Source organism: Citrobacter sp. RHBSTW-00524 (assembly GCF_013747755.1).
Classification (GTDB): Bacteria; Pseudomonadota; Gammaproteobacteria; order Enterobacterales; family Enterobacteriaceae; genus Citrobacter; species Citrobacter braakii.
Window position 1 is genome coordinate 3,823,301 of the sequence record NZ_CP056421.1, and the last position, 20,529, is coordinate 3,843,829.

At 54.0% G+C, this 20,529-nt stretch carries 19 protein-coding genes; 10 read left to right on the top strand and 9 right to left on the bottom strand.

The window, feature by feature from the left end; translation table 11 throughout:
• The first annotated feature begins 186 nt into the window (after positions 1-186).
• Together allS and mnmH are read left to right on the top strand one after the other, a co-directional pair.
• On the top strand, positions 187-1,113 hold the full coding sequence (gene allS / locus HV229_RS18490; RefSeq protein ID WP_104651323.1) for an HTH-type transcriptional activator AllS: 927 nt from the start codon (positions 187-189) through the stop codon (positions 1,111-1,113).
• Positions 1,114-1,182: 69 nt separating this feature from the next.
• On the top strand, positions 1,183-2,277 hold the full coding sequence (gene mnmH / locus HV229_RS18495) for a tRNA 2-selenouridine(34) synthase MnmH (protein ID WP_181546124.1): 1,095 nt from the start codon (positions 1,183-1,185) through the stop codon (positions 2,275-2,277).
• Here the strand turns inward: mnmH and HV229_RS18500 are convergent, their stop codons facing one another.
• From HV229_RS18500 to ybbA, 6 genes are all read right to left on the bottom strand, one after another.
• Positions 2,278-2,937: a methionine ABC transporter permease gene (locus HV229_RS18500; RefSeq protein WP_003831085.1), complete on the bottom strand. Its 660-nt coding sequence runs from the start codon at positions 2,935-2,937 to the stop codon at positions 2,278-2,280.
• The gene (gene sfbB / locus HV229_RS18505) at positions 2,930-3,946 is read right to left on the bottom strand and encodes a virulence-associated ABC transporter ATP-binding protein SfbB (protein WP_080859061.1); all 1,017 of its coding nucleotides are present in this window, start codon (positions 3,944-3,946) and stop codon (positions 2,930-2,932) included. Before sfbB ends, HV229_RS18500 begins: the two co-directional genes overlap by 8 nt.
• A gap of 62 nt (positions 3,947-4,008) precedes the next feature.
• Positions 4,009-4,839, bottom strand: a complete 831-nt coding sequence (locus tag HV229_RS18510; RefSeq protein ID WP_016152116.1) for a MetQ/NlpA family ABC transporter substrate-binding protein — start codon at positions 4,837-4,839, stop codon at positions 4,009-4,011.
• 245 nt (positions 4,840-5,084) lie between these two features.
• Positions 5,085-6,218 carry a porin gene (locus HV229_RS18515; RefSeq protein WP_080858969.1) on the bottom strand — a complete coding sequence of 378 codons (1,134 nt, stop codon included), beginning with the start codon at positions 6,216-6,218 and terminating at the stop codon, positions 5,085-5,087.
• Positions 6,219-6,404: 186 nt separating this feature from the next.
• Positions 6,405-8,819: a putative ABC transporter permease subunit YbbP gene (ybbP, locus tag HV229_RS18520; RefSeq protein WP_080858968.1), complete on the bottom strand. Its 2,415-nt coding sequence runs from the start codon at positions 8,817-8,819 to the stop codon at positions 6,405-6,407.
• Positions 8,816-9,502 carry a putative ABC transporter ATP-binding protein YbbA gene (gene ybbA, locus HV229_RS18525; RefSeq protein ID WP_016152113.1) on the bottom strand — a complete coding sequence of 229 codons (687 nt, stop codon included), beginning with the start codon at positions 9,500-9,502 and terminating at the stop codon, positions 8,816-8,818. The genes ybbP and ybbA overlap by 4 nt, the downstream gene beginning before the upstream one ends.
• Here ybbA and tesA point away from each other — a divergent pair.
• From tesA to HV229_RS18540, 3 genes are read left to right on the top strand one after another with little or no spacing between them, the layout of a single operon-like run.
• Positions 9,470-10,096, top strand: a complete 627-nt coding sequence (tesA, locus tag HV229_RS18530; protein WP_085951033.1) for a multifunctional acyl-CoA thioesterase I/protease I/lysophospholipase L1 — start codon at positions 9,470-9,472, stop codon at positions 10,094-10,096. The genes ybbA and tesA overlap by 33 nt on opposite strands.
• Before the next feature lie 28 nt (positions 10,097-10,124).
• Positions 10,125-10,895, top strand: coding sequence for an SDR family oxidoreductase (locus tag HV229_RS18535; protein ID WP_047416830.1), 771 nt, complete (start codon positions 10,125-10,127; stop codon positions 10,893-10,895).
• Positions 10,896-10,953: 58 nt separating this feature from the next.
• Complete coding sequence (locus HV229_RS18540) at positions 10,954-11,808, top strand: co-chaperone YbbN (RefSeq protein ID WP_016152110.1); 855 nt, start codon at positions 10,954-10,956, stop codon at positions 11,806-11,808.
• A gap of 78 nt (positions 11,809-11,886) precedes the next feature.
• On the opposite strand, the gene fetB is transcribed toward HV229_RS18540, so the two are convergent.
• Both fetB and fetA read right to left on the bottom strand, forming a co-directional pair.
• The gene (fetB, locus tag HV229_RS18545) at positions 11,887-12,666 is read right to left on the bottom strand and encodes an iron export ABC transporter permease subunit FetB (RefSeq protein WP_047358028.1); all 780 of its coding nucleotides are present in this window, start codon (positions 12,664-12,666) and stop codon (positions 11,887-11,889) included.
• Complete coding sequence (gene fetA / locus HV229_RS18550; RefSeq protein WP_019076194.1) at positions 12,653-13,330, bottom strand: iron ABC transporter ATP-binding protein FetA; 678 nt, start codon at positions 13,328-13,330, stop codon at positions 12,653-12,655. Before fetA ends, fetB begins: the two co-directional genes overlap by 14 nt.
• 134 nt (positions 13,331-13,464) lie before the next feature.
• Here fetA and HV229_RS18555 point away from each other — a divergent pair, with 134 nt between their 5' ends.
• The 4 genes from HV229_RS18555 to HV229_RS18570 are packed head-to-tail and all read left to right on the top strand — an operon-like array spanning position 13,465 to position 17,687.
• Entirely contained in the window at positions 13,465-14,382 is a 918-nt protein-coding gene (locus HV229_RS18555; RefSeq protein WP_016152106.1) for an SPFH domain-containing protein, read from the top strand.
• Positions 14,379-14,837: an NfeD family protein gene (locus HV229_RS18560; RefSeq protein ID WP_016152105.1), complete on the top strand. Its 459-nt coding sequence runs from the start codon at positions 14,379-14,381 to the stop codon at positions 14,835-14,837. Before HV229_RS18555 ends, HV229_RS18560 begins: the two co-directional genes overlap by 4 nt.
• A 19-nt stretch (positions 14,838-14,856) precedes the next feature.
• Positions 14,857-17,001, top strand: a complete 2,145-nt coding sequence (locus HV229_RS18565) for a hypothetical protein (RefSeq protein ID WP_181546126.1) — start codon at positions 14,857-14,859, stop codon at positions 16,999-17,001.
• Positions 16,971-17,687, top strand: a complete 717-nt coding sequence (locus HV229_RS18570; RefSeq protein WP_047416837.1) for a DUF3142 domain-containing protein — start codon at positions 16,971-16,973, stop codon at positions 17,685-17,687. Before HV229_RS18565 ends, HV229_RS18570 begins: the two co-directional genes overlap by 31 nt.
• Here the strand turns inward: HV229_RS18570 and cueR are convergent.
• The gene (gene cueR / locus HV229_RS18575; RefSeq protein WP_029139441.1) at positions 17,684-18,094 is read right to left on the bottom strand and encodes a Cu(I)-responsive transcriptional regulator; all 411 of its coding nucleotides are present in this window, start codon (positions 18,092-18,094) and stop codon (positions 17,684-17,686) included. The genes HV229_RS18570 and cueR overlap by 4 nt on opposite strands.
• Positions 18,095-18,384: 290 nt before the next feature.
• On the opposite strand from cueR, the gene HV229_RS18580 reads away from it, so the two are divergent.
• Entirely contained in the window at positions 18,385-20,529 is a 2,145-nt protein-coding gene (locus tag HV229_RS18580; protein ID WP_016152101.1) for a TonB-dependent receptor, read from the top strand.

Consider the following 20,529-nt stretch of genomic DNA (forward strand, 5'->3'; position numbering starts at 1 on the left):
AACACTTAGCGGCTTCAATACCATGCAATCTAAAACCTTCGTGATTTAACATCAACACAAAAATTGGAAAAATTTTCCAAAACTAGATTTAGACCACAATTTAAACAAGGTCATTATGCAAAAATACTTATAAATCAGAGAACAAGAAATCAGGCTTGCAGATGATCATTTAGGGAGTAGCTGAAAATGTTTGACCCGGAAACACTACGTACCTTTATCGGCGTCGCCGAAACGGGAAGTTTCTCCCGGGCAGCGGATCGCTTGTGTAAAACCACGGCCACCATCAGTTACCGCATTAAGCTTCTGGAAGAAAATACCGGCGTCGCGCTGTTTTTTCGCACCACCCGAAGCGTGACGTTAACCGCCGCAGGTTCTCACCTTCTTTCCCAGGCAAAAGACTGGCTCGCCTGGCTGGACAGCATGCCCAGCGAATTACAGCAAGTGAATGACGGCGTAGAACGCCAGGTGAATATTGTGGTCAACAACCTGCTGTACAGCCCTGAAGCCGTCGCTCGCCTGTTATCCTGGCTTAACGCCCGCTACCCCTTTACTCAGTTTCACTTTTCCCGGCAAATTTATATGGGCGTATGGGATTCACTCTTGTACGAAGGATTCTCGCTGGCTATCGGCGTAACCGGCACGGAACCGATGGCAAACACCTTTACCCTCGATCCTTTGGGTTCTGTTCAGTGGCGATTTGTCATGTCAGCGGATCATCCACTAGCAGACGTCAGCGGCTCATTAACGGAAGCGCAGTTGCGCCGCTTTCCGGCAATTAACATTGAGGACAGCGCGCGGACCCTGACCAAACGGGTCGCATGGCGTCTTCCCGGTCAAAAGGAGATCATCGTACCGGACATGGAAACCAAGATTGCGGCGCATCTTGCGGGTGTGGGTATTGGATTCGTTCCGCAGCCGCTCTGCCAACCGTTACTAGATAGCGGCCAACTGGTCAGCAGTATCATCCCGACCATGCGTCCCCCTTCCCCCTTAAGCCTCGCGTGGCATAAGTTTGGCGCGGGTAAGGCCGTAGAAGATATTGTGGCGCTGTTTACCCAGCGAAAACCGGAAATCGCCGGATTTTTAGCAATTTTCAACAATGCACGCGATTGAAAATCAAGTCATCCTCTCATTTGGCGCGTAAAATAGTACACAGGATGATTTGAGGTTTCGTTTTTTACTATGCAAGACACACAAACAGCACAGGACTATCGCGCAATTTTGCTCGCTGGTACGCCTATAATCGATGTACGCGCCCCCGTCGAATTTCTGCAAGGCGCAATGCCGGGCGCAATCAACCTTCCCCTAATGAACGATGACGAACGTGCCGCCGTGGGTACCTGTTATAAACGTCAGGGACCCGAGGCAGCCCTCACGCTCGGCCATCAACTGGTCTGCGGCGAGACTCGCCAACAACGTATGAAGGCCTGGCTGGATGCCTGTCGTCAAAATCCTGCGGGTTATTTATGCTGCGCGCGCGGCGGTCAGCGTTCGCACATTGTGCAGCAGTGGCTACACGAGTCCGGGATTGACTACCCGCTGATACACGGCGGCTACAAAGCCCTGCGTCAGGCGGCGATTCAGCTGACGGAAGAATTAGTGCAAAAGCCGATCGTCTTAATTGGCGGCTGTACCGGGAACGGTAAAACGCAGCTGGTGCAACAGCAGCCGAACGGCGTGGATCTCGAAGGTCTGGCGCACCATCGCGGTTCCTCGTTTGGTCGCACCGTTGAACCGCAGTTGAGTCAGGCGAGTTTTGAAAACCTGCTGGCGGTCGAAATGCTCAGAACCGACAGCCGTCAGGATCTGCGTCTGTGGGTACTGGAAGATGAAGGCCGCATGATCGGGGCTAATCATCTGCCTGAGTGCCTGCGTGAACGCATGACCCAGGCATCTATTGCAGTGGTGGACGATCCTTTTGAGCGTCGTCTGGAGCGACTGCGTGAAGAGTATTTCGTGCGGATGCACCACGATTTTACCCATGCTTATGGCGAGAGTCAGGGCTGGCAGGAGTATAGCGAGTATCTGCACCACGGCCTGTTTGCTATTCGCCGCCGTCTGGGTTTACAACGTTTTGCCGAGCTGACCGCCCTGCTCGACGTGGCTCTGCGCGAACAGCAAGCGACGGGCAGTACCGACGCCCATATGGGCTGGCTGGTACCGTTGCTCAACGAGTATTACGACCCGATGTATCGTTATCAACTGGAAAAGAAAGCCGCGAAAGTCGTCTTTCGCGGCACATGGCAGGACGCTGCCGACTGGCTTAACGCACAGTGATCAGTGTCTGTCGCGCTTATCCGCGCGTTTCGCCAGCCAGTCGCCCAGCACCTGAACGACCTGCACCAGAATAATCAGCGCCACCACGGTGACGATCATGACCTGGGTTTCATAGCGGTAATAACCAAAGCGAATCGCCAGGTCGCCTACCCCACCGCCGCCAACGATTCCAGCCATCGCGGAGTAACCGATCAGACTCACCAGCGTTATCGTCAACCCACGCAGCAGACCCGCGCTCGCTTCAGGTAACAGAACGGTGCAGATGATACGCATCGGGCTGGCGCCAAAGGCTTCCGCCGCTTCAATAATGCCTTTATCGACTTCACGCAGTGCGCTGTCGACCAGACGGGCATAAAAAGCGATTGCCGCCACCGAGAGCGGGACCGAGGCCGCAATCGGCCCAATGGTATTTCCGAGTAAAAACTGGGTGAGCGGCAGCAGCAGCACCAGCAGGATCACAAACGGCACCGAACGGATGATATTCACCAGCACGGAGCTGAGCAGATACACAAAACGGTTTTGCCAGAATAAATGCCGGTCGGTGACGAAAATAAGAAAACCGAGCGGCAGACCGCCAATAATCGCCAGCACCGTAGAGATGCTTAGCATCTGAAAGGTTTCATTAAACGCCAGCGTCAAATCAGGCAATAAATCATCCACGAATCACCTCCACCTGTGCCGTGCGTTGACGAATATGCTCCACGGCGACATCCACCGCAGAAGGGTTATGCGGCGCGGTCAGTTGCACCACCAGAATCCCCAGCGCACGCTCGCCGATATATTCAATTTTGCCGTGCAGAATGTTCACCGCCACACCAAATTTAACCGCGACTTCTGACAACACCGGCTGTTCCGCCGAATCGCCGATGAACAGAATTTTCAGCAACTGGCCAGGCAAATGCTGGCGCAAGCGTTCGGGTAGCGTCAGATTGAGGGTATGCGACACCAGTTGCTGCGTGAAAGCGTGCTGCGGGTGAGCAAAAACCTCAAACACCTCACCGGACTCCACCACCTTGCCGCCGGACATCACCGCCACACGATCGCAAATCGATTTGATCACGTTCATCTCGTGAGTGATCAGCACGATCGTGATCCCCAGCTGTTGGTTGATCTGCTTAAGCAATGCCAGAATAGTGGCCGACGTTTCCAGATCCAGCGCAGAGGTCGGTTCATCACACAGCAGCACATCCGGGTGATTGGCAATCGCACGGGCAATACCAACGCGCTGCTTTTGCCCGCCGCTGAGCTGCACAGGAAAGCGGTTCGCCTTGTCAGACAGCCCCACCAGCGTCAGGATTTCGCTGACGCGTGGGCCAATTTTACTGCGCTCCCATCCGGCAGCTTTCAGGCTGAAAGCGACGTTTTGCGCCACGGTACGGGTATGCATCAGATTAAAATGCTGAAAAATCATCCCAATACGCTGACGGGCTTTACGTAGTTGCGCCCCTTCCAGCGCGGAAATTTCTACGCCGTTAACCTTTACGCTTCCCAGGCTTGGTCGCGTTAAGGCGTTCAGGGTGCGCAGCAGCGTACTTTTCCCCGCGCCGCTGGTCCCGACAATGCCAAATATCTCGCCTGCGCCTATGCGCAAGCTGACGTCATCAACCGCCCGGGTTGATGGTCCACGGCCTGCGCTAAAATCCACGCAAACCTTTTCTATCTCAATCATAGCCACCTCAGAAATGCGAAAAGGGCAGTCGCCGCTGCCCCTGTTAACCTTGTGCGCAGCGATTATTGGGCTGCCGACATCCATTCCGGTTTCTGGAAGGCGCTGTAAATATTTTGCGGATCGTCGATCACCGCGCGATAAGCCGGAGATTTCACCGCCGCCACAATATCTTTCGCGAACGGTTTATCTGCATCTTCACTGCGTACCGCTATGATATTTTTCAGATTTTCGTCAAGATGCTCTTGCTTGATGGCACTGGCGAGATCCAGTTTTGCCGCCACAGCAAAGTTACCGTTGACCAGCGCGCCGGTCACACCGTCCAGGGTACGCGGCAGTTGTGCCGCTTCCAGCGGTTTAAACACCAGCCCTTTCGGGTTGCTGGCGATATCGCGCTCAGAGGCTTTAGTCGGATCGATAGTGTCTTTGATGGTAATAAGGCCAATAGACTGCAGGAAACGCAGACCGCGAGCCAGATTGGTTGGATCATTGGAAAGCGTGATCACATCCCCTTTTTTTAACTCATCCAGGCTTTTGATTTTATGTGAGTAAAAACCCATCCCGGCCGTCGGGACCACAATCAGCTTGCTCAGCTTCAGTCCTTTATCAGCGGTGAATTTGTCAAAGTAGAGCGAGTGCTGGAACAAGTTGGCATCAATACTGCCGTTGGAAAGCGCCATGTTCGGCTGCACGTAGTCGCTGAATTCGCGCACCACTACCTTATAGCCTTTCTCTTTCAGCGTAGGGGCAATGGCCTGTTTCACCATATCGCCGTACGGACCAGGTGCGACGCCAAACACGATGGTATGCGGGTCACTGTTCGCATGAGCAAGTTGTAATCCACAGGCCAGTAACAGCGCTCCGGTCGCGACGCGTAAACTCTGACGCAATCCCATAATTTCTCCATTTTAACGTTGTGGTGTCATGTCTCACGCCGTTCTTGCGGCGTTGTTCTTGTTGGCCTGTTAACAGGCTGATTGTTAACATGACACAGATCACAACCTGCTGTCCTTGAAATTATTTCATGATGTTGCGGGATATGTCGTTGAATGTACGTTGAAGGTACTAATGTGTTTTTCAGCAAAGGATAGTAAAAAACCGGATAACCTTCTGGTTACCCGGTTTTGGCAGGGAAATTGACTTAGAAGTCGTAACGCAGACGAACCAGGTTCATATCACCCAGATTGTCGGTGCTGGAGGTGAAGACGTGTTCGTAATCCACACGGAAACCGTAGTCCAGCTGGAAGCTGATACCCACACCATTGTCGGTACGCAGGTAGTTACGACCATTCACGTATTCAATACGGTCGCCCATAACGTAGGGTTGAACGGATTTCAGCGCATACTGACCAACCGGGAAGGTGTAACCCGCGAAGTATTCCAGACCCCAGGCATCACCGGCAAAGTAATCGTTAACAGAGACTTTTTTGGTGGTCATGAAGTTTTGATACCAACCGCCGCCCATCGAGAAGGTCCAGTTGTCCGGTTTCCAGCTCAGCGCGGTACCGACGATGTTTTGATCGTAGGTTTTGCTGGTGTCGCCACGCATTTCCGCGCGGGTGTAGTTCCACGCCGTACCCCAGGTCAGGTCATCGGTGATGTGATAATCCACACCCAGCGAGCCACCGCCTTTACGCTTGTAGCGCAGACCGTTGTTCGGGTTGTAATCATCACTGAACAGATAAGACGCGTAGAGATCAACATCGCCAACCGTTTTCTTATACTTCAGTGATTTACGCGTACGATAGGAACCGTCATAGTCGCCATTGATACCGTTACCTGGTGCCTGACCGATCATGTCGTAGTCCCAGATATCCGTTTTCGCACCAACCACATCATAGTAAATGCTGTTCTGTTGACCGAAGGTCAGCGTACCCCAGGTCGCGCTCTTCAGACCGGTGTACAACATACGACGCGTGGTATCGTTGGCGCCGTTAGCATAGTGATTATCCCAGTTGAACATTGCCGGGAAGTTAACGCCCAGCTCGTAATAACTCACCCAGCTGATGTCATCAAACAGATAGTAATCAGCGGCGAAGCGGAAACGCGTCCCGCCGTCGAAACCATTACGTTTGTAGCCATTCTTACCATCATCACCGGCCATATTCTGGAACTGCGGACGAATACTCCCGCCAATGGTGAAGTTAAGACGGCTCAGCGGGTTGCCCGCCTGTGGATCTTGTTTCAGGACCGTGATTTCCGCCTGGGAGGCGAACGTCGTTAATGCCACTGCTGCGCCGATCGATACCGCCAGCGCCGTTTTTTTTATAGTCATTATTTGTACCTTGATAGATAGCCTGCCAATTATTCAGCATACAAATATTAACGTTTATTAATACACTCGTGTTGTCGGGTTTTTATTGTTCTGTGCTGTTAAATATCAATGAGTTATCAATTTGTGCTACATAGATAAAAAACGCACCGATTTAAAAAACCGGTGCGTAATCATCACGAATATGAATTAACTACTGAATTGACGGAACAGCGCTTTGCCTTTTAGCAGACGTGAACCGAGCCATCCGCCGCATAACGAGAGCAACAATGCCCCACAAAGCGGCAACACGACCCACAGTCGCCAGTCTGGCTCCCACGGAAAATCAAACACTCGGGTTTGCAGCACCGCCAGTGCGGTTTCCGCGCCGATGGCAGCCACCAGTCCGGCGACCATCCCGAGCATGGCGAACTCGCACCATAGCGTGGTACGCAGCAGCTTCTTACCCGCGCCCAGCGTGCGCCAGACCACCAGTTCCTGATGACGCTGACGCATTCCGACCTGGACCTGCGCCAATAGCAGCAACATACCGCAAGCGGTAACCAGCACCACCATCACCTCCAGTGCCCGGCTCACCTGCTCCAGCACCTGGCTCACCTGTTTGAGGATTGCGCCAATATCCAGCAGGCTGATAGTCGGGAATTCGCGGTTAAGCTGCGTCAGCATGCCGTTGCCGTTCTCCCAGCGAAAGCTGGTTAACCAGCTTTGCGGCTGAGCGTCCAGCGCGCCGGAGGGAAAGATAAAGAAGAAGTTGGGGCGCAGGCTTTCCCAGTCCACTTTGCGCAGACTGCTGACCGTGGCGCTGAAATCCTGGGTATCGCCCATAAAGGTCACCCGATCGCCAAGCTTGACGTTCAGCCGTTTCGCCAGCCCCTCTTCCATCGAGACTTCGCCCGCTTTTGGCGGCCAGCTTCCGGCAACGATCGGGTTATGATCCGGTCGGGTATCCTGCCAGGTCAGATTAAGCTCACGGTTCAGCGCCTCATCGTGATTGCCTTCGGTCGGCTTCTCATTTATAGCCGTCAGACGCGCCCGCACAATCGGATAGAACGATTCCGGGATCACCTGATGCTCAGCCAGGAAAGCCTTGAGTGGAACCACCTGTTCGGTGGCAATGTTGATGAGAAAATAGTTCGGGCTTTCCGGCGGCATTTGCTGCTGCCAGCGGTCGAGCAGGTCGCCACGCAGTACCAGCAGCAGCGCCAGCAACATAAAGGAAAGCGAAAATGCCGACAGCTGACTGAGCGTTGACCACGGCTGGCGCAACAGCCGACTGACCGCTAAACGCAGCGGCAGCGAGGTGAGCGTCAGGCCACGCAGCACGTTGAGCAGCATCCAGCCGAGCACCCCGCACAAAAGCGCCAGCACTACCGCTCCGGCCAGCACGGCCCACAGCAGCGGACTTCCGCCCATCAGTCCGGCGAGCAGGGCAATCACGACTATCAATACCACCGGCAAATAAAACTTCAGCGGCCAGATGTTTGCCACCACGTCACGGCGCAGTACCCGCACTGGCTGAGTCGCCAGCAGCAAACGGTAAGGGCGTAACCCCACCAGCAGAGAAATGACCGTCATGGTGCCTAATGCCCATAGCCACGGCCAGGGACTGGCAGGCGGCAGTTCGCCGGGCAGTACCGGCTTAAGTAATACCACCAGCACGCGTTCAAACAACAGCCCGAATAACCCTCCGGTCACGCCAGACAGCGCCAGCACCATCAGCCATTGACCAACAATCAGCCTGCGCAACTGTGCTCTGCCCGCGCCAAGGGTTTTCAGAATAGCCACCAGATCGTAACGACTGCGGCAGTAATGGCTCATCGCCACGGCAACCGCAGCGACCGCCAGCAGCAGGGTTAGCAGCGCCGACAGCAGCAGGAACTGTTGCGAACGCTCCAGTGATTTCCCCAGCGCCCCTTCATCCTGCTCCAGCCCATACCAGCGCTGTTCAGGCTTTAACTGCGGGAGCAGCCATTTTTCATAGGCTTCCAGTTGCTGCGGTGTCCCGCCAAATTTATAGCGCCAGGTCACACGGCTCCCCGGCTGGACCGCCGCCGTTTTTTCGACATCCGCCATGTTCATCATCAGGCGCGGCGCTATCTGGAACGGATTGAAACCGGCGTCCGGCTCCTGCACCACTTCCCCGGCGATGCGCAGCGTGGCATCACCCACGTCGATGGAATCACCGATTTTTAAGTTCAGCAACGCCATCAGACGCGGAGCCAGCAGTACCGAGCCTGGCTGAGGTTTCAGTCCCGGCGGATTGGTTTGCAACGTGCCATACATCGGATACACATCATCCACCGCTTTGACGTTCGCCAACTGCGGCGTATCCCGGGCAAAGGTCATAGTGGCAAAGGTCAGCTGTTCGCCCACTTTCAGGCCACGCTGTCGCGCCTCGTCAATCCACGCTTTCGGCACGGTACGCGAACTTTGCAGCGACCGATCTCCCGCCATAAACTCACGGCTTTGCTGGCTCAGCCCCTTTTCCATACGATCGCTGATATTGCCCAGCGCCAGCACGCAGGCCACGGCCAGGCTCAGCGCCAGCCAGACAATCAGTAATGAAGGCGAGCGCCATTCGCGCCAGAACCAGCGTGCAATCATGCCTCCTCCTGCAACTGTCCGTTCACCAGGCGTAAACGCCGATCGCAACGCGCCGCCAGTTGAGAATCATGGGTCACCAGAATCAGGGTGGTGCCATGTTCCCGGTTCAGAGAAAACAGCAGGTCGGCGATTTTGTCTCCGGTCTGGCGGTCCAGATTGCCCGTCGGTTCATCGGCAAACAGCACGTCAGGACGACCGTTAAACGCCCGCGCCAGCGCCACGCGCTGCTGCTCCCCACCGGAAAGCTGGGCCGGAAGATGATCAAGACGTTTTCCCAGCCCCAGTTGCTCCAGCAACGTTTTTGCCCCGTCGCGACTTTTTCCGCTGTTTTCGCCGCGCAACAACGCGGGCAACTCGACGTTTTCCAGCGCGTTAAGGGTCGGAATTAACATGAATGACTGGAAGACAAAACCCACGTGTCGCGCCCGCAGCTGTGCCCGGGCTTCTTCATCCATGGTGTGCAGCGCCTGCCCCACCAGGCTGACTTCACCGCTGGTGCCATCGTCCAGCCCGGCGAGGATCGCCAGCAGTGTGGATTTTCCTGAACCCGACTCGCCAATCAGCGCAATGGTCTCGGCGCGTTTGACAACCAGTTCAACTCCGGTAAGGATGGATAGCTCATGATCACCCTGACCGACGGATTTCTTAAGATGATGAACTTCAACAATGTTTTCCGCTGGCATTGGCCTTTCCTGTTCCTGGTCCTGTTAACTTTCCGCGCCGCCGCAGCGGACACGTTATTAATTCTGGGTGACAGCCTGAGCGCCGGATACCGTATGTCCGCCAGCGCCGCGTGGCCTGCGCTACTTAATGATAAATGGCAAACCAAAACGCCGGTGGTGAATGCCAGTATTAGCGGCGACACCTCGCAGCAGGGTCTGGCCCGTCTGCCTGCATTACTGAAGCAGCACCAGCCGCGCTGGGTGCTGGTCGAACTTGGCGGCAACGACGGTCTGCGCGGTTTTGCGCCTGCGCAAACCGAACAAACCCTGCGCACGATTCTGCAGGATGTGAAAGCAGCAAATGCCGAACCGCTGCTGATGCAAATTCGTCTGCCGGCAAACTACGGTCGCCGTTATAATGAAAGCTTTAGCGCGATTTATCCAAAACTCGCCAAAGAGTTTGATATACCTCTGCTGCCCTTTTTTATGGAAGAGGTTTATCTGAAACCCCAGTGGATGCAGGATGATGGTATTCATCCTAACCGTGACGCCCAGCCGTTTATTGCCGACTGGATGGCGCAACATCTCACTCCTCTAGTAAATCACGACTCGTAAAACAACGGAGATCCTGACAGGTAAAGTTATGCAAAAATCGGTCTTAATAACAGGATGTTCCAGCGGAATCGGTCTGGAAAGCGCGCTTGAGCTAAAGCGCCAGGGTTTTCAAATTCTGGCGGGCTGTCGCAAACCTGACGATGTGGCGCGTATGAACAGCATGGGATTCACCGGCATATTGCTGGATCTGGATTCACCCGAGAGCGTAGATCGCGCGGCTGATGAGGTGATCGCCCTGACCGATAATCGTTTGTATGGGATCTTTAACAACGCCGGATACGGCGTCTATGGCCCACTGCCCACCATCAGCCGCGAGCAGATGGAACAGCAGTTTTCCGCCAACTTCTTTGGCGCACATCAGCTTACCATGCGCCTGTTACCCGCCATGCTACCCCACGGCGAAGGACGAATTGTGATGACCTCGTCGGTAATGGGATTGATCTCAACGCCGGGGCGCGGGGCCTATGCCGCCAGCAAATATGCGCTGGAAGCCTGGTCCGACGCGCTGCGTATGGAGCTGCGCCACAGCGGGATTAAGGTCAGCCTGATTGAGCCTGGCCCTATTCGCACCCGCTTTACCGAAAACGTCAACCAGACCCAGAGCGATGCTCCCGTGGAAAACCCCGGAATTGCCGCGCGTTTTACGCTGGAGCCACAAGCGGTTGTCGCCAAAGTGCGTCATGCGTTTGAGAGCGACAAACCAAAGCTGCGTTATCCGGTTACGCTGGTGACCTGGGCAGTTATGCTACTGAAGCGCCTGTTGCCAGGCCGCATAATGGACAAAATTTTACACGGTTGAGTTGAAGCACGCGCGTCAGCCCCCATGTAACAAGAAATCGACAAAAGAGAGTAACTCCATGTCCACACAGAATATTGTTAACATTAACGAATCGAACCTCCAGCAGACCCTTGAACAGTCGATGACCACGCCGGTCCTGTTCTATTTTTGGTCTGAGCGCAGCCAGCATTGTCTGCAATTAACGCCGGTACTGGAGAGCCTTGTTGCTCAGTACAACGGTCAGTTTATTCTCGCCAAGTTAGACTGCGACGCCGAGCAGATGATCGCCTCCCAGTTTGGTCTGCGCGCGATCCCCACGGTTTATCTGTTCCAGAACGGTCAGCCGGTAGATGGATTCCAGGGCCCGCAGCCGGAAGAAGTTATTCGCGCGCTGCTGGAGAAAGTGTTACCTAGCGAAGAAGAGTTGAAAGCGCGCCAGGCGATCGAGTTCATCGAAGCCGGCAATCACGCTGATGCGCTGCCGCTGCTGAAAGAAGCCTGGCAGATCTCCAACCAGAGCAGCGAAATTGGTCTGCTGTTGGCGGAAACGCAAATCGCCCTGAACCGTTCTGACGAAGCCGAAGCGGTGCTGAAAACTATCCCGTTGCAGGATCAGGACACCCGTTATCAGGGGCTGGTGGCACAGATCGAACTGCTGAAGCAGGCGGCTGATACACCTGAAATCCAACAGTTGCAGCAGCAGGTCGCCAGCAATCCACAGGATGCGGCGCTGGCAACTCAACTGGCCATTCAGTTACACCAGGTCGGACGTAACGAGGAATCGCTGGAATTGCTGTTCAGTCACCTGAAGAAAGATCTCACTGCAGCCGACGGTCAGGCGCGTAAAACCTTCCAGGAGATCCTTGCCGCACTGGGCACCGGCGATGCGCTGGCCTCGAAATACCGCCGCCAGCTGTACGCGCTGTTGTACTAATCCGCTGCATTTGCCTGATGGCGCTTGCGCTAATCGGGCCTACAATCTCCCCGTAGGCCCGCGCCATCCGGTACTCCATTAGGTTTTTTTCAAATGCGTCACCACCAGTTGGTGACGTGAATTATAGAACTTCCGATAGGTCAGGTAGCAGGCGATAATGGTTGACAGACTGGCGGTCGAAAGCAGCATAAACGTCACCATAATCTGATACTTAATCGCTTTTACCGGATCAATACCTGCAAAGATCAACCCGGACATCATCCCCGGTAAACTCACCAGTCCCACGGTCTTCGCTGAATCGATCGTCGGGATAAGCGAAGCGCGAATACTGTCGCGAATCAGCGGCGCGGAGGCCACTTTCGGCGTCGCACCGAGGCTGAGTTTTTCCTGAATTTGCTGCTGTTCGCTGTTAAACCGCTGCCCCAGATTGTTGTAACACAGCCCTACCGCAACCATCGCGTTGCCTGCAATCATGCCGGAAATTGGGATCACCTGCATTGGGGTAAACTCGATAGAGCCTGACAGAACCAGCACCGCCAGCGTTAACCCCGCCCCCGCCGTGATGGCGATAAATGACGAGAGAAAAGCTTTATCAATATATTTACTGCGCTTTTGCGCGTTATAGGCCGCGTTGAAACAGATAAACAGCACCATCAATAAGGTTAGAATGCTGTGGTTAACGCCGAAAATATATTTCAGCACATAGCCAACGATAATAAGCTGAACCACCGCCCGGCAAACGCTCCAGAGAATATCTTTTTCCAGCGCCAGTTTTTCTTTGTTGCTGATCAGTATCGCGACCACCACCAGCATCATCGCTAACGCCAGTGATTCATTGGTAATATTATGCTCGTTCATTGCTTACTTCCTGCATTTCCCCGGCGTGCGGTTGAAGGGTTATGACATTATCCGCATGATTAATTTCATCTTTGTCGTGCGTCACCCACAGCACAGCAATATTCTTATCGCGAACATAGTGGTGAATTAATTCGTTCACATTCCGTTTATTGGCTTCATCCAGCGCGCTGGTAATTTCATCAAGCAGCAGGATTTTTGGCAGAAACTGTAAATTACGAATTAATGAGACGCGTTGCTTTTCGCCGCCAGACAGCTCATTGATATTTTTTTTGAGGATCGTTTCGGGTAGCTCAAAACGGGCCAGATCGGCAAGAAACACATCCGGATCCGGACGTTTATCGCGGATTTGCCAGGGGAAAATGAGGTTGTCGTAAACGGTGTCACCAAACAACGCGGGCGTTTGCGCACAATAAGAGACCTGCTGGCGATATGTTTCAGGCTTAAGAGTGTTTATCTCCTTGCCCTCAAAGAGAATTTCACCGGCAGTCGGGCTAATTAATGACGCCACTATCTTGAGTAACGTACTTTTACCGCAACCAGACTGGCCGGTAATCAGCTTAAATTCTCCGGCCCGGAGATTAAAACAGATGTTATTGAGAACCTGCGTCGCCCCTGCCTGCCATGCGACATTTTTTAACTGAAGCAGAATGCTGCTTTCTTCCATTACCAATCCCTTTTTTACCTCTTTCGTGCAGACAGTCTATCCCTGTAATTTATTATAGGGGAGCCCACCTTGATAAATCGGGTATAATTTGACTAATGAGGCAGTAAAGGACAACACAACAGGAGGTTTCATCAATGCTCATTTTTATTCCTATTCTCATTTTTGTCGCGCTGGTCATCGTCGGTGCTGGCGTCAAAATCGTCCCGCAGGGATATCAGTGGACGGTCGAGCGTTTTGGCCGTTACACCAAAACCCTGCAACCGGGTTTAAACCTTGTTGTACCGTTCATGGACCGCATCGGTCGTAAGATCAACATGATGGAACAGGTGCTTGATATCCCCTCTCAGGAAGTCATCTCCAAAGACAACGCCAACGTCGCGATCGATGCCGTCTGCTTTATTCAGGTGATCGACGCGCCAAAAGCGGCTTATGAGGTCAGCAACCTGGAACTGGCGATCATCAACCTGACCATGACCAACATTCGTACCGTTCTCGGCTCGATGGAACTCGATGAAATGCTCTCCCAGCGTGACAACATCAACACGCGCCTGCTGCATATCGTTGATGAGGCCACTAATCCCTGGGGCATTAAAATCACCCGTATTGAAATCCGCGATGTGCGTCCCCCAGCAGAACTTATCGACGCCATGAACGCGCAGATGAAAGCCGAACGTACCAAGCGCGCCTATATTCTTGAAGCGGAAGGGATCCGTCAGGCAGAAATCGTCAAGGCCGAAGGTGAGAAACAGTCGAAAATCCTCAAAGCGGAAGGTGAACGCCAGTCGGCATTTTTACAGGCTGAAGCGCGTGAACGTTCCGCAGAAGCCGAGGCCCGCGCGACGCAGATGGTTTCGGAGGCCATTGCCGCCGGGGATATTCAGGCCGTGAACTACTTCGTGGCGCAGAAATACACCGAAGCGCTGCAGCACATCGGTTCGTCGAATAACAGCAAAGTGGTGATGATGCCGCTGGATGCCAGCAGCCTGATGGGGTCTATTGCCGGGATCGCCGAACTGGTGAAAGACAGCGCCAGCGAACGGAAAAAATCATGATAGCGATGATTCTGGTGCACCCGCACATCTTCTGGCTCAGCCTCGGCGGTCTGCTACTCGCCGCCGAGATGCTGGGCGGTAACGGCTATCTGCTGTGGAGCGGCGTGGCGGCGGTGATTACCGGCCTGGTGGTGTGGCTTATCCCGCTTGACTGGGCGTGGCAGGGGGCGATGTTCGCCGTACTCACCCTGCTGGCGGCCTGGCTGTGGTGGAAGTGGCTGGCAAGGCGTGTACAAGATCAGAAACCCGCCGACAGCCATCTTAACCAGCGCGGGCAGCAGTTGGTTGGCCGTCGATTTATTCTGGAAACCGCCCTGGTCAATGGCCGCGGACACATGCGCGTCGGCGACAGCTCATGGCCCGTCAGCGCCCGCGACGATTTGAGCGCCGGAACGCAGGTTGAAGTTATTGCCGTTGAGGGAATTACCCTGATTATTACAGCGGTATCACACTAAAAAGACAGGAAATAAGACTATGGTCAGGAAGACACCCCTTGCCTTTGCCCTTTGCTCATTATTGATCGCCGCCCCGCAGGTATTCGCCTCTTTCGATATGGAAGACTGCAAATGGAGCGACGACAGCTGCCTGCTGAAAGGCACGCCCACCTTCAACCCGGAAAACGACAGCCGCGATAACCTGCTGCGGCTGCTGAGCCAGGAGAAATCATTTGCTCTGCCGGTGCAGTCGATGCCGGCGGACATCACCCGCTCCCGCGATTTCTATTTTGCGTATCATCCGCAGTGGGATGACATTGCCCCGCAGCCAGCCGCAGCGCAGGTATCTGCCGAAGACAGCCCCCTGTCCCGACAGATAGCCGAACTGAACATTAGCGCAGACGAAATAAACGTCAACGACGCTGAGCTTGAGAACCGTCATGTTTCGAATAATACCGCGAGCGTCAGCGCATTTTTTGCCGCACTGCTGGCCGACTCAACGTTAACGGCAAATCAGCGTCAGGCCCTGGCCCAGGCGCGCACAGGACTGTTATCCGGGGCAACCCGCGAGCAGATTGAGTCATCGCTTGCCACTCTCCCGGCAGATTCTCCAGCTCAGTCCTACAAAAGCTATCTGGCAGCGGCCGCCAGTTTTTATGCCGGTGATTATGCCAGCGCCGAACAGGATTTCGCTCAGCTAGCCAAAAGCGATCGTCCGTGGCTGGCTGAGACCGCGCAATACATGCTGATACGTGCGGCGTTGAACAAAAGCAGCCAGAACAGCGTGGGCGAGTACGGCGATTTTGATATCACAAAAATTAACCGCGAGGACGCTTCTCAGGCTCAGACGCTGGCGCAAGCCTATCTGCAACACTACCCGCAAGGCCTGTACGCCGCTTCCTCGCACGGTATGCTGCGTCGTATCAACTGGTATTTACAGGCGTGGCCGCAATTGGCGGGGTTGTATGAGCAGACGCTCCAGCAGTCGGCTGACGCACAGCAACTGCGTGAGATCGTCATCGAATACGATAATGTCTACGGCATGGCGTTCTACAAACAGTCCGTGGTGGAGGCTTTCCCCGATGCGCCGCTTGTCAGCTATATCGAACTGCTGCGCGCATTGCGCCTGAATAACAACAACAAACCAACGCTGACGCAGGCCCAGCTTGACGCCAGCAAACCGGTGTTTGAGCAGAGCCAAAAACTGCCGCTATGGCGCGATCTGCAGCTGAATCTGTGGCTGGCAACGGGCAACTACGCGGCGATTATTTCGGCAGTTACCCCAGCGCAGAAACTTCCGGCCCACGATACGCTGGCCTTCAGCGAACAGGTGCTGTACGGCGAAGCGCTGATGGGCCAGCAGAAATGGACCACGGCACGTGATTTCTGGCAGACATTGCTGAAGCTCAGCCAGGATAACGAACAGCAGCAGTATGTGCAGGCTAAGCTAGCCGCGACGCTGGTTTATAGCGGCGACGTGGCGGCAATTTTCGCCCCGGAAAGCGCAGTAACCAACCTGCGCTTTCGCTCGCAGGTGCTGAAAACCCAGGCCACGCCTGAACTACTGCGCCAGCAAGCCGTCCACGGTCCTAATAACGAAGAGCGTACCATCGCCCTGCATACGCTGCTGGTGCGGGATCTCACTGAGCATCGCTTTGACGACTGGCTGAATGACAGAAAACTGGCCAGCGCCATTACGCCGCCGGTCATTGGCGAAGCGTTTGATGACGTTAATCTGAGTATTTTCGACTGGAACGGCGACTCTGCCGAGAGCGGTTATACCTGTCGCAGCCTCAATGAAACGGTAACGGTTCTGAGCAAACAAGCACATGATGCCCACGCCCTGAACTGCTTAGGCGAATTTTTCCGCACTACGCAAACCCACGTTGATTTATGGAAAAACAGTTCCGGCAACGATGTGCTTGAATCAGCAATCTCGCGCAAGAAACCGTTCGGCCAGTTCGACAGGCAAAGCTACTACCAGCAGGTGATCACATCGCCAAAAGCAGAGGTTGAAGATAAGAGCTTTGCGCTGTATCGCGCCATCATGTGCTATGCGCCGTCAGGCTCTAACGAGTGCGGCGGTGAGGAAGTGGATAAACTACAGCGTAAAGGCTGGTTCACCCAACTGAAAACGCAGTATCCGGGAAGTCCGTGGGCGCAAAAACTCAAATACTACTGGTAACTGCGCTGCTACTCGGCCAGGCACAGGCGGCGGAAATCGTCGCCGCCCGTGAACATCCGGCCTTCTGGCTATGGTCCGGAGTGAAGGCCAGTGACGAGCTGAAAAACGCACAAACAGTCTATCTGCATCAGGGCGAAGTCCTGGTTCGTTCAGGTAACGTGGTGTTCCAGCGTCTAGGACTGCCGGTTAATCGCCTGACTTTCCCCTCTATCTGGTTGACCGTGCGCTTTACCACACTCGACGTACCGGAGGAGATCCCGGCGCGCATCATACGCTTGATGCAACGCTGGCAGGCGGCCGGAAATCACGTCATCGGCCTGCAGGTTGATTTTGACGCGGCGACCCATCAGCTTGCCGATTACGCCCACTTTCTGCAGCAGTTACGCCAACGGCTACCGACCGAGTTTGCACTTGGCGTAACCGGACTACTGGATTGGGCAAAAACGGGCGACGTCGCCACGCTGAACGCGCTGGCGGTCGATGAACTGGTGGTCCAGAGCTATCAGGGACGTCACACGGTACCGAATTATCAGGCGTATCTGCCCGCCCTCAGTCGTCTGCGCATTCCATTTAAGCTGGGGCTGGTACAAAACGGTAGCCGGGACCCGCAGGCTGAAGCGCAGCTTGAGAAATCACCGTGGTACCGCGGCACTGTGGTGTTTATGCTTAATCCGCCACCCCGTTAAGCCTTCGCTTTATGGTGGCAGCAGCCGGAGAGATTATCAATAATCGGGCATTCAGCGCTGTCATCGCCAGGGCAACTCTCCGCCAGCGCCAACAAATGCAAGCGCATAGCCTGCAGCTCGCTGATATGGCGCTCAATGTCCGCCACCTTTTCTAACGTACGCTTTTTCACATCTGCGCTGTGACGCGCCGGATCGTTAAACAGGTTCACCAACTCGCCGCACTCTTCCAGGTTAAAACCAACCTGTCGTGCCTGTCGTAACAGCGTAAGCTCATTCAGATGCTGTTGGTTGTATGTGCGATAGCCATTTTCGCTACGCAGCGGCGGCGTCACTAACCCCTTTTCTTCATAAAAGCGTATCGCTTTGCTGGTTAAACCGGTTTTTTTCGCAACATCGCTAATATTCACATTTCCCCCGCTGATCTTGTTGGTACTGAGCCACATTATAGCCCACATTGCCGTAATCCTTTACCCAAGAACCCCGCGCATCTTCCACCATCACAGCGATGCACAAATCCTTTTAATTCACATTGTTATATCCGATTCAGATCACATTTCAGCATTTATTGACCACGCAAAATTGACTCAAATCAAAAGATGTATCGGTTCTGCACCTTTCATCTTGAACAAAGGGAAACAATTTTATATACAAACGCGAATGATAATGATGATCATTTACATTCAATAAAGGTTCTCTTATGTTGCCACGGATTAACCAAAGGCCATTTATTCTTTCAGCCCTGACATTATGCATGTCCGGCGCTACTTTTGCAGCGACCTCTCCAACACACGGTTCAACGTCCGACGAAGATACGGTGATCGTTACGGCTAACCGCACAGAAAGTAGTCTCTGGGATAGCCCGGCAACCATTCAGGTTATCGATCGCCAGACGCTACAAAACTCCACCAGCGTTTCTCTTGCTGATGATTTACAAGATATCCCCGGCGTCGAAGTTACCGATAACGCTCTCGCAGGTCGGAAACAAATTCGTATCCGTGGCGAAGCTTCTTCGCGGGTGCTGATTTTGATAGACGGCCAGGTCGTCAGCTACCAACGTGCCGGACAAAACTACGGAGCCGGTTTACTGATTGACGAATCCGCGCTGGAACGTATTGAAGTGGTCAAAGGCCCTTATTCTGTCCTCTATGGTTCGCAGGCAATTGGCGGCGTCGTGAACTTTATTACCAAAAAAGGCGGCGATAAGCCTTTGGGTGGTAGCGTTAAGGCTGTTTATAACTCCGCAACGGCAGGATGGGAAGAGTCAGCGGCAGCCTGGGGAAGCATCGGTAACTTTGACTACCGCATCAATGGCAGCTATTCCGACCAGGGGGATCGCGATACACCTGACGGAAGATTGCCCGACACCAACTTCCGTAATAACGGTCAGGGAGTGTGGCTTGGCTACAACCTCGATCGCCACAAAATTGGGCTCTCACTCGACCGTTATAAGCTATCCACTCAAACCTGGTTTGACGATCCCGAAGGTCAGTTCGACGACTTTAGCGTCAAAATTCCTAAGCTGGAACGCGAGAAAATCGGTCTTTTCTACGACTACGCGGCCGACGGGGATTACCTGAAGAACATCCATTTTGACGCATACACCCAGACAATAGAGCGCAAATTTGAAAACCGGGTCAAAACGACCCAGATTATCCCCAGCCCGATGATTAAAGCGCTGACGGTAAGCAATCAAACCAATACCAACGACAAACAATATACCCAGGGTGTAACGCTGCAGGGCAATATCTCCCTTCCGGCTAACAACACGCTGGTGATTGGCACTCAGTATCAGCATGACAAAATAAAACAGGACACGGACGGCAGTACACGCCAGACCGCGGCTACCGGCTTCTTCGATACGCAAACCCGTACCCTGTCATATAACGAAGCAGAACAAAGCAACACCTCACTGTTCGCGCAAAACGACTGGCGCTTTGCCGATGACTGGACGTGGACCGTGGGCGCACGCCAGTACTGGCTGTCTTCGAAACTCAATCGCAACGATACGCAAACTATCCAAAGCAGCGGCACCACCTGGCAATCCACCGGGGGAAATTCCGTTCACGATGATGAACTGGTGACCTCGACCAGCCTGCGCTATTCCGGCTTTGAAGATCTTGAACTTCGGGCTGCATACGCCCAGGGCTATGTCTTCCCCACGCTTACTCAATTGTTCATGCAGACATCCGCCGGCGGCAGCGTTACCTACGGCAACCCAAACCTGAAGGCGGAACACTCAAATAACTATGAGTTGGGCGCGCGGTATAAAGGGAATATGTGGCTGATTGACGGCGCCATTTATTACTCCGAAGCCAAAGACTATATCGCCAGTCTGGCCTGTTCAGGCCAACCCGTTTGCAACGGCAACACCACCTCTTCCCGCGGCGGCTATTACTACTACGACAACATCGATCGTGCCAAAACCTGGGGCATGGAATTAACCGCAGAATACAACGGCTGGGCGGTTTCCCCCTACCTGAGCGGTAATCTCATTCGCCGTCAATACGAAGGCAACACCATAAAAACCTGGGATACCGGCGAACCCACGCTGACCGGGCGCGTTGGCCTGAAACATACCTGGTTGATGAATGTCGCTAACGTGACGTCCGATGTCTTTATTCGCGCGGCGTCCCGCGCCAAAGATAATACCGGCACCACGGAAATAAACTATCCAGGCTGGGCCACGCTTAACCTCGCATTCAACACCGAGTTTGGTCCGCAGGACCAGTATCAGGTCAACCTCGCGCTCAACAACCTGACCGACAAGCGTTACAGAACCGCGCATGAATCTATCCCAGACGCTGGTTTCAATGCCGCTGTTGGCTTTGCGTGGAATTTCTGA

What these genes read in the sequence shown, in the direction of transcription:
- ybbA (WP_016152113.1), bottom strand. Translation starts at nt 9,502, where the DNA reads ATGCCAGCGGAAAACATTGTTGAAGTTCATCATCTTAAGAAATCCGTC.
- mnmH (WP_181546124.1), top strand. Translation starts at nt 1,183, where the DNA reads ATGCAAGACACACAAACAGCACAGGACTATCGCGCAATTTTGCTCGCT.
- fetB (WP_047358028.1), bottom strand. Translation starts at nt 12,666, where the DNA reads ATGAACGAGCATAATATTACCAATGAATCACTGGCGTTAGCGATGATG.
- HV229_RS18540 (WP_016152110.1), top strand. Translation starts at nt 10,954, where the DNA reads ATGTCCACACAGAATATTGTTAACATTAACGAATCGAACCTCCAGCAG.
- HV229_RS18565 (WP_181546126.1), top strand. Translation starts at nt 14,857, where the DNA reads ATGGTCAGGAAGACACCCCTTGCCTTTGCCCTTTGCTCATTATTGATC.
- fetA (WP_019076194.1), bottom strand. Translation starts at nt 13,330, where the DNA reads ATGGAAGAAAGCAGCATTCTGCTTCAGTTAAAAAATGTCGCATGGCAG.
- tesA (WP_085951033.1), top strand. Translation starts at nt 9,470, where the DNA reads ATGATGAACTTCAACAATGTTTTCCGCTGGCATTGGCCTTTCCTGTTC.
- ybbP (WP_080858968.1), bottom strand. Translation starts at nt 8,819, where the DNA reads ATGATTGCACGCTGGTTCTGGCGCGAATGGCGCTCGCCTTCATTACTG.
- allS (WP_104651323.1), top strand. Translation starts at nt 187, where the DNA reads ATGTTTGACCCGGAAACACTACGTACCTTTATCGGCGTCGCCGAAACG.
- HV229_RS18515 (WP_080858969.1), bottom strand. Translation starts at nt 6,218, where the DNA reads ATGACTATAAAAAAAACGGCGCTGGCGGTATCGATCGGCGCAGCAGTG.
- sfbB (WP_080859061.1), bottom strand. Translation starts at nt 3,946, where the DNA reads ATGATTGAGATAGAAAAGGTTTGCGTGGATTTTAGCGCAGGCCGTGGA.
- HV229_RS18510 (WP_016152116.1), bottom strand. Translation starts at nt 4,839, where the DNA reads ATGGGATTGCGTCAGAGTTTACGCGTCGCGACCGGAGCGCTGTTACTG.
- HV229_RS18560 (WP_016152105.1), top strand. Translation starts at nt 14,379, where the DNA reads ATGATAGCGATGATTCTGGTGCACCCGCACATCTTCTGGCTCAGCCTC.
- HV229_RS18580 (WP_016152101.1), top strand. Translation starts at nt 18,385, where the DNA reads ATGTTGCCACGGATTAACCAAAGGCCATTTATTCTTTCAGCCCTGACA.
- HV229_RS18555 (WP_016152106.1), top strand. Translation starts at nt 13,465, where the DNA reads ATGCTCATTTTTATTCCTATTCTCATTTTTGTCGCGCTGGTCATCGTC.
- HV229_RS18535 (WP_047416830.1), top strand. Translation starts at nt 10,125, where the DNA reads ATGCAAAAATCGGTCTTAATAACAGGATGTTCCAGCGGAATCGGTCTG.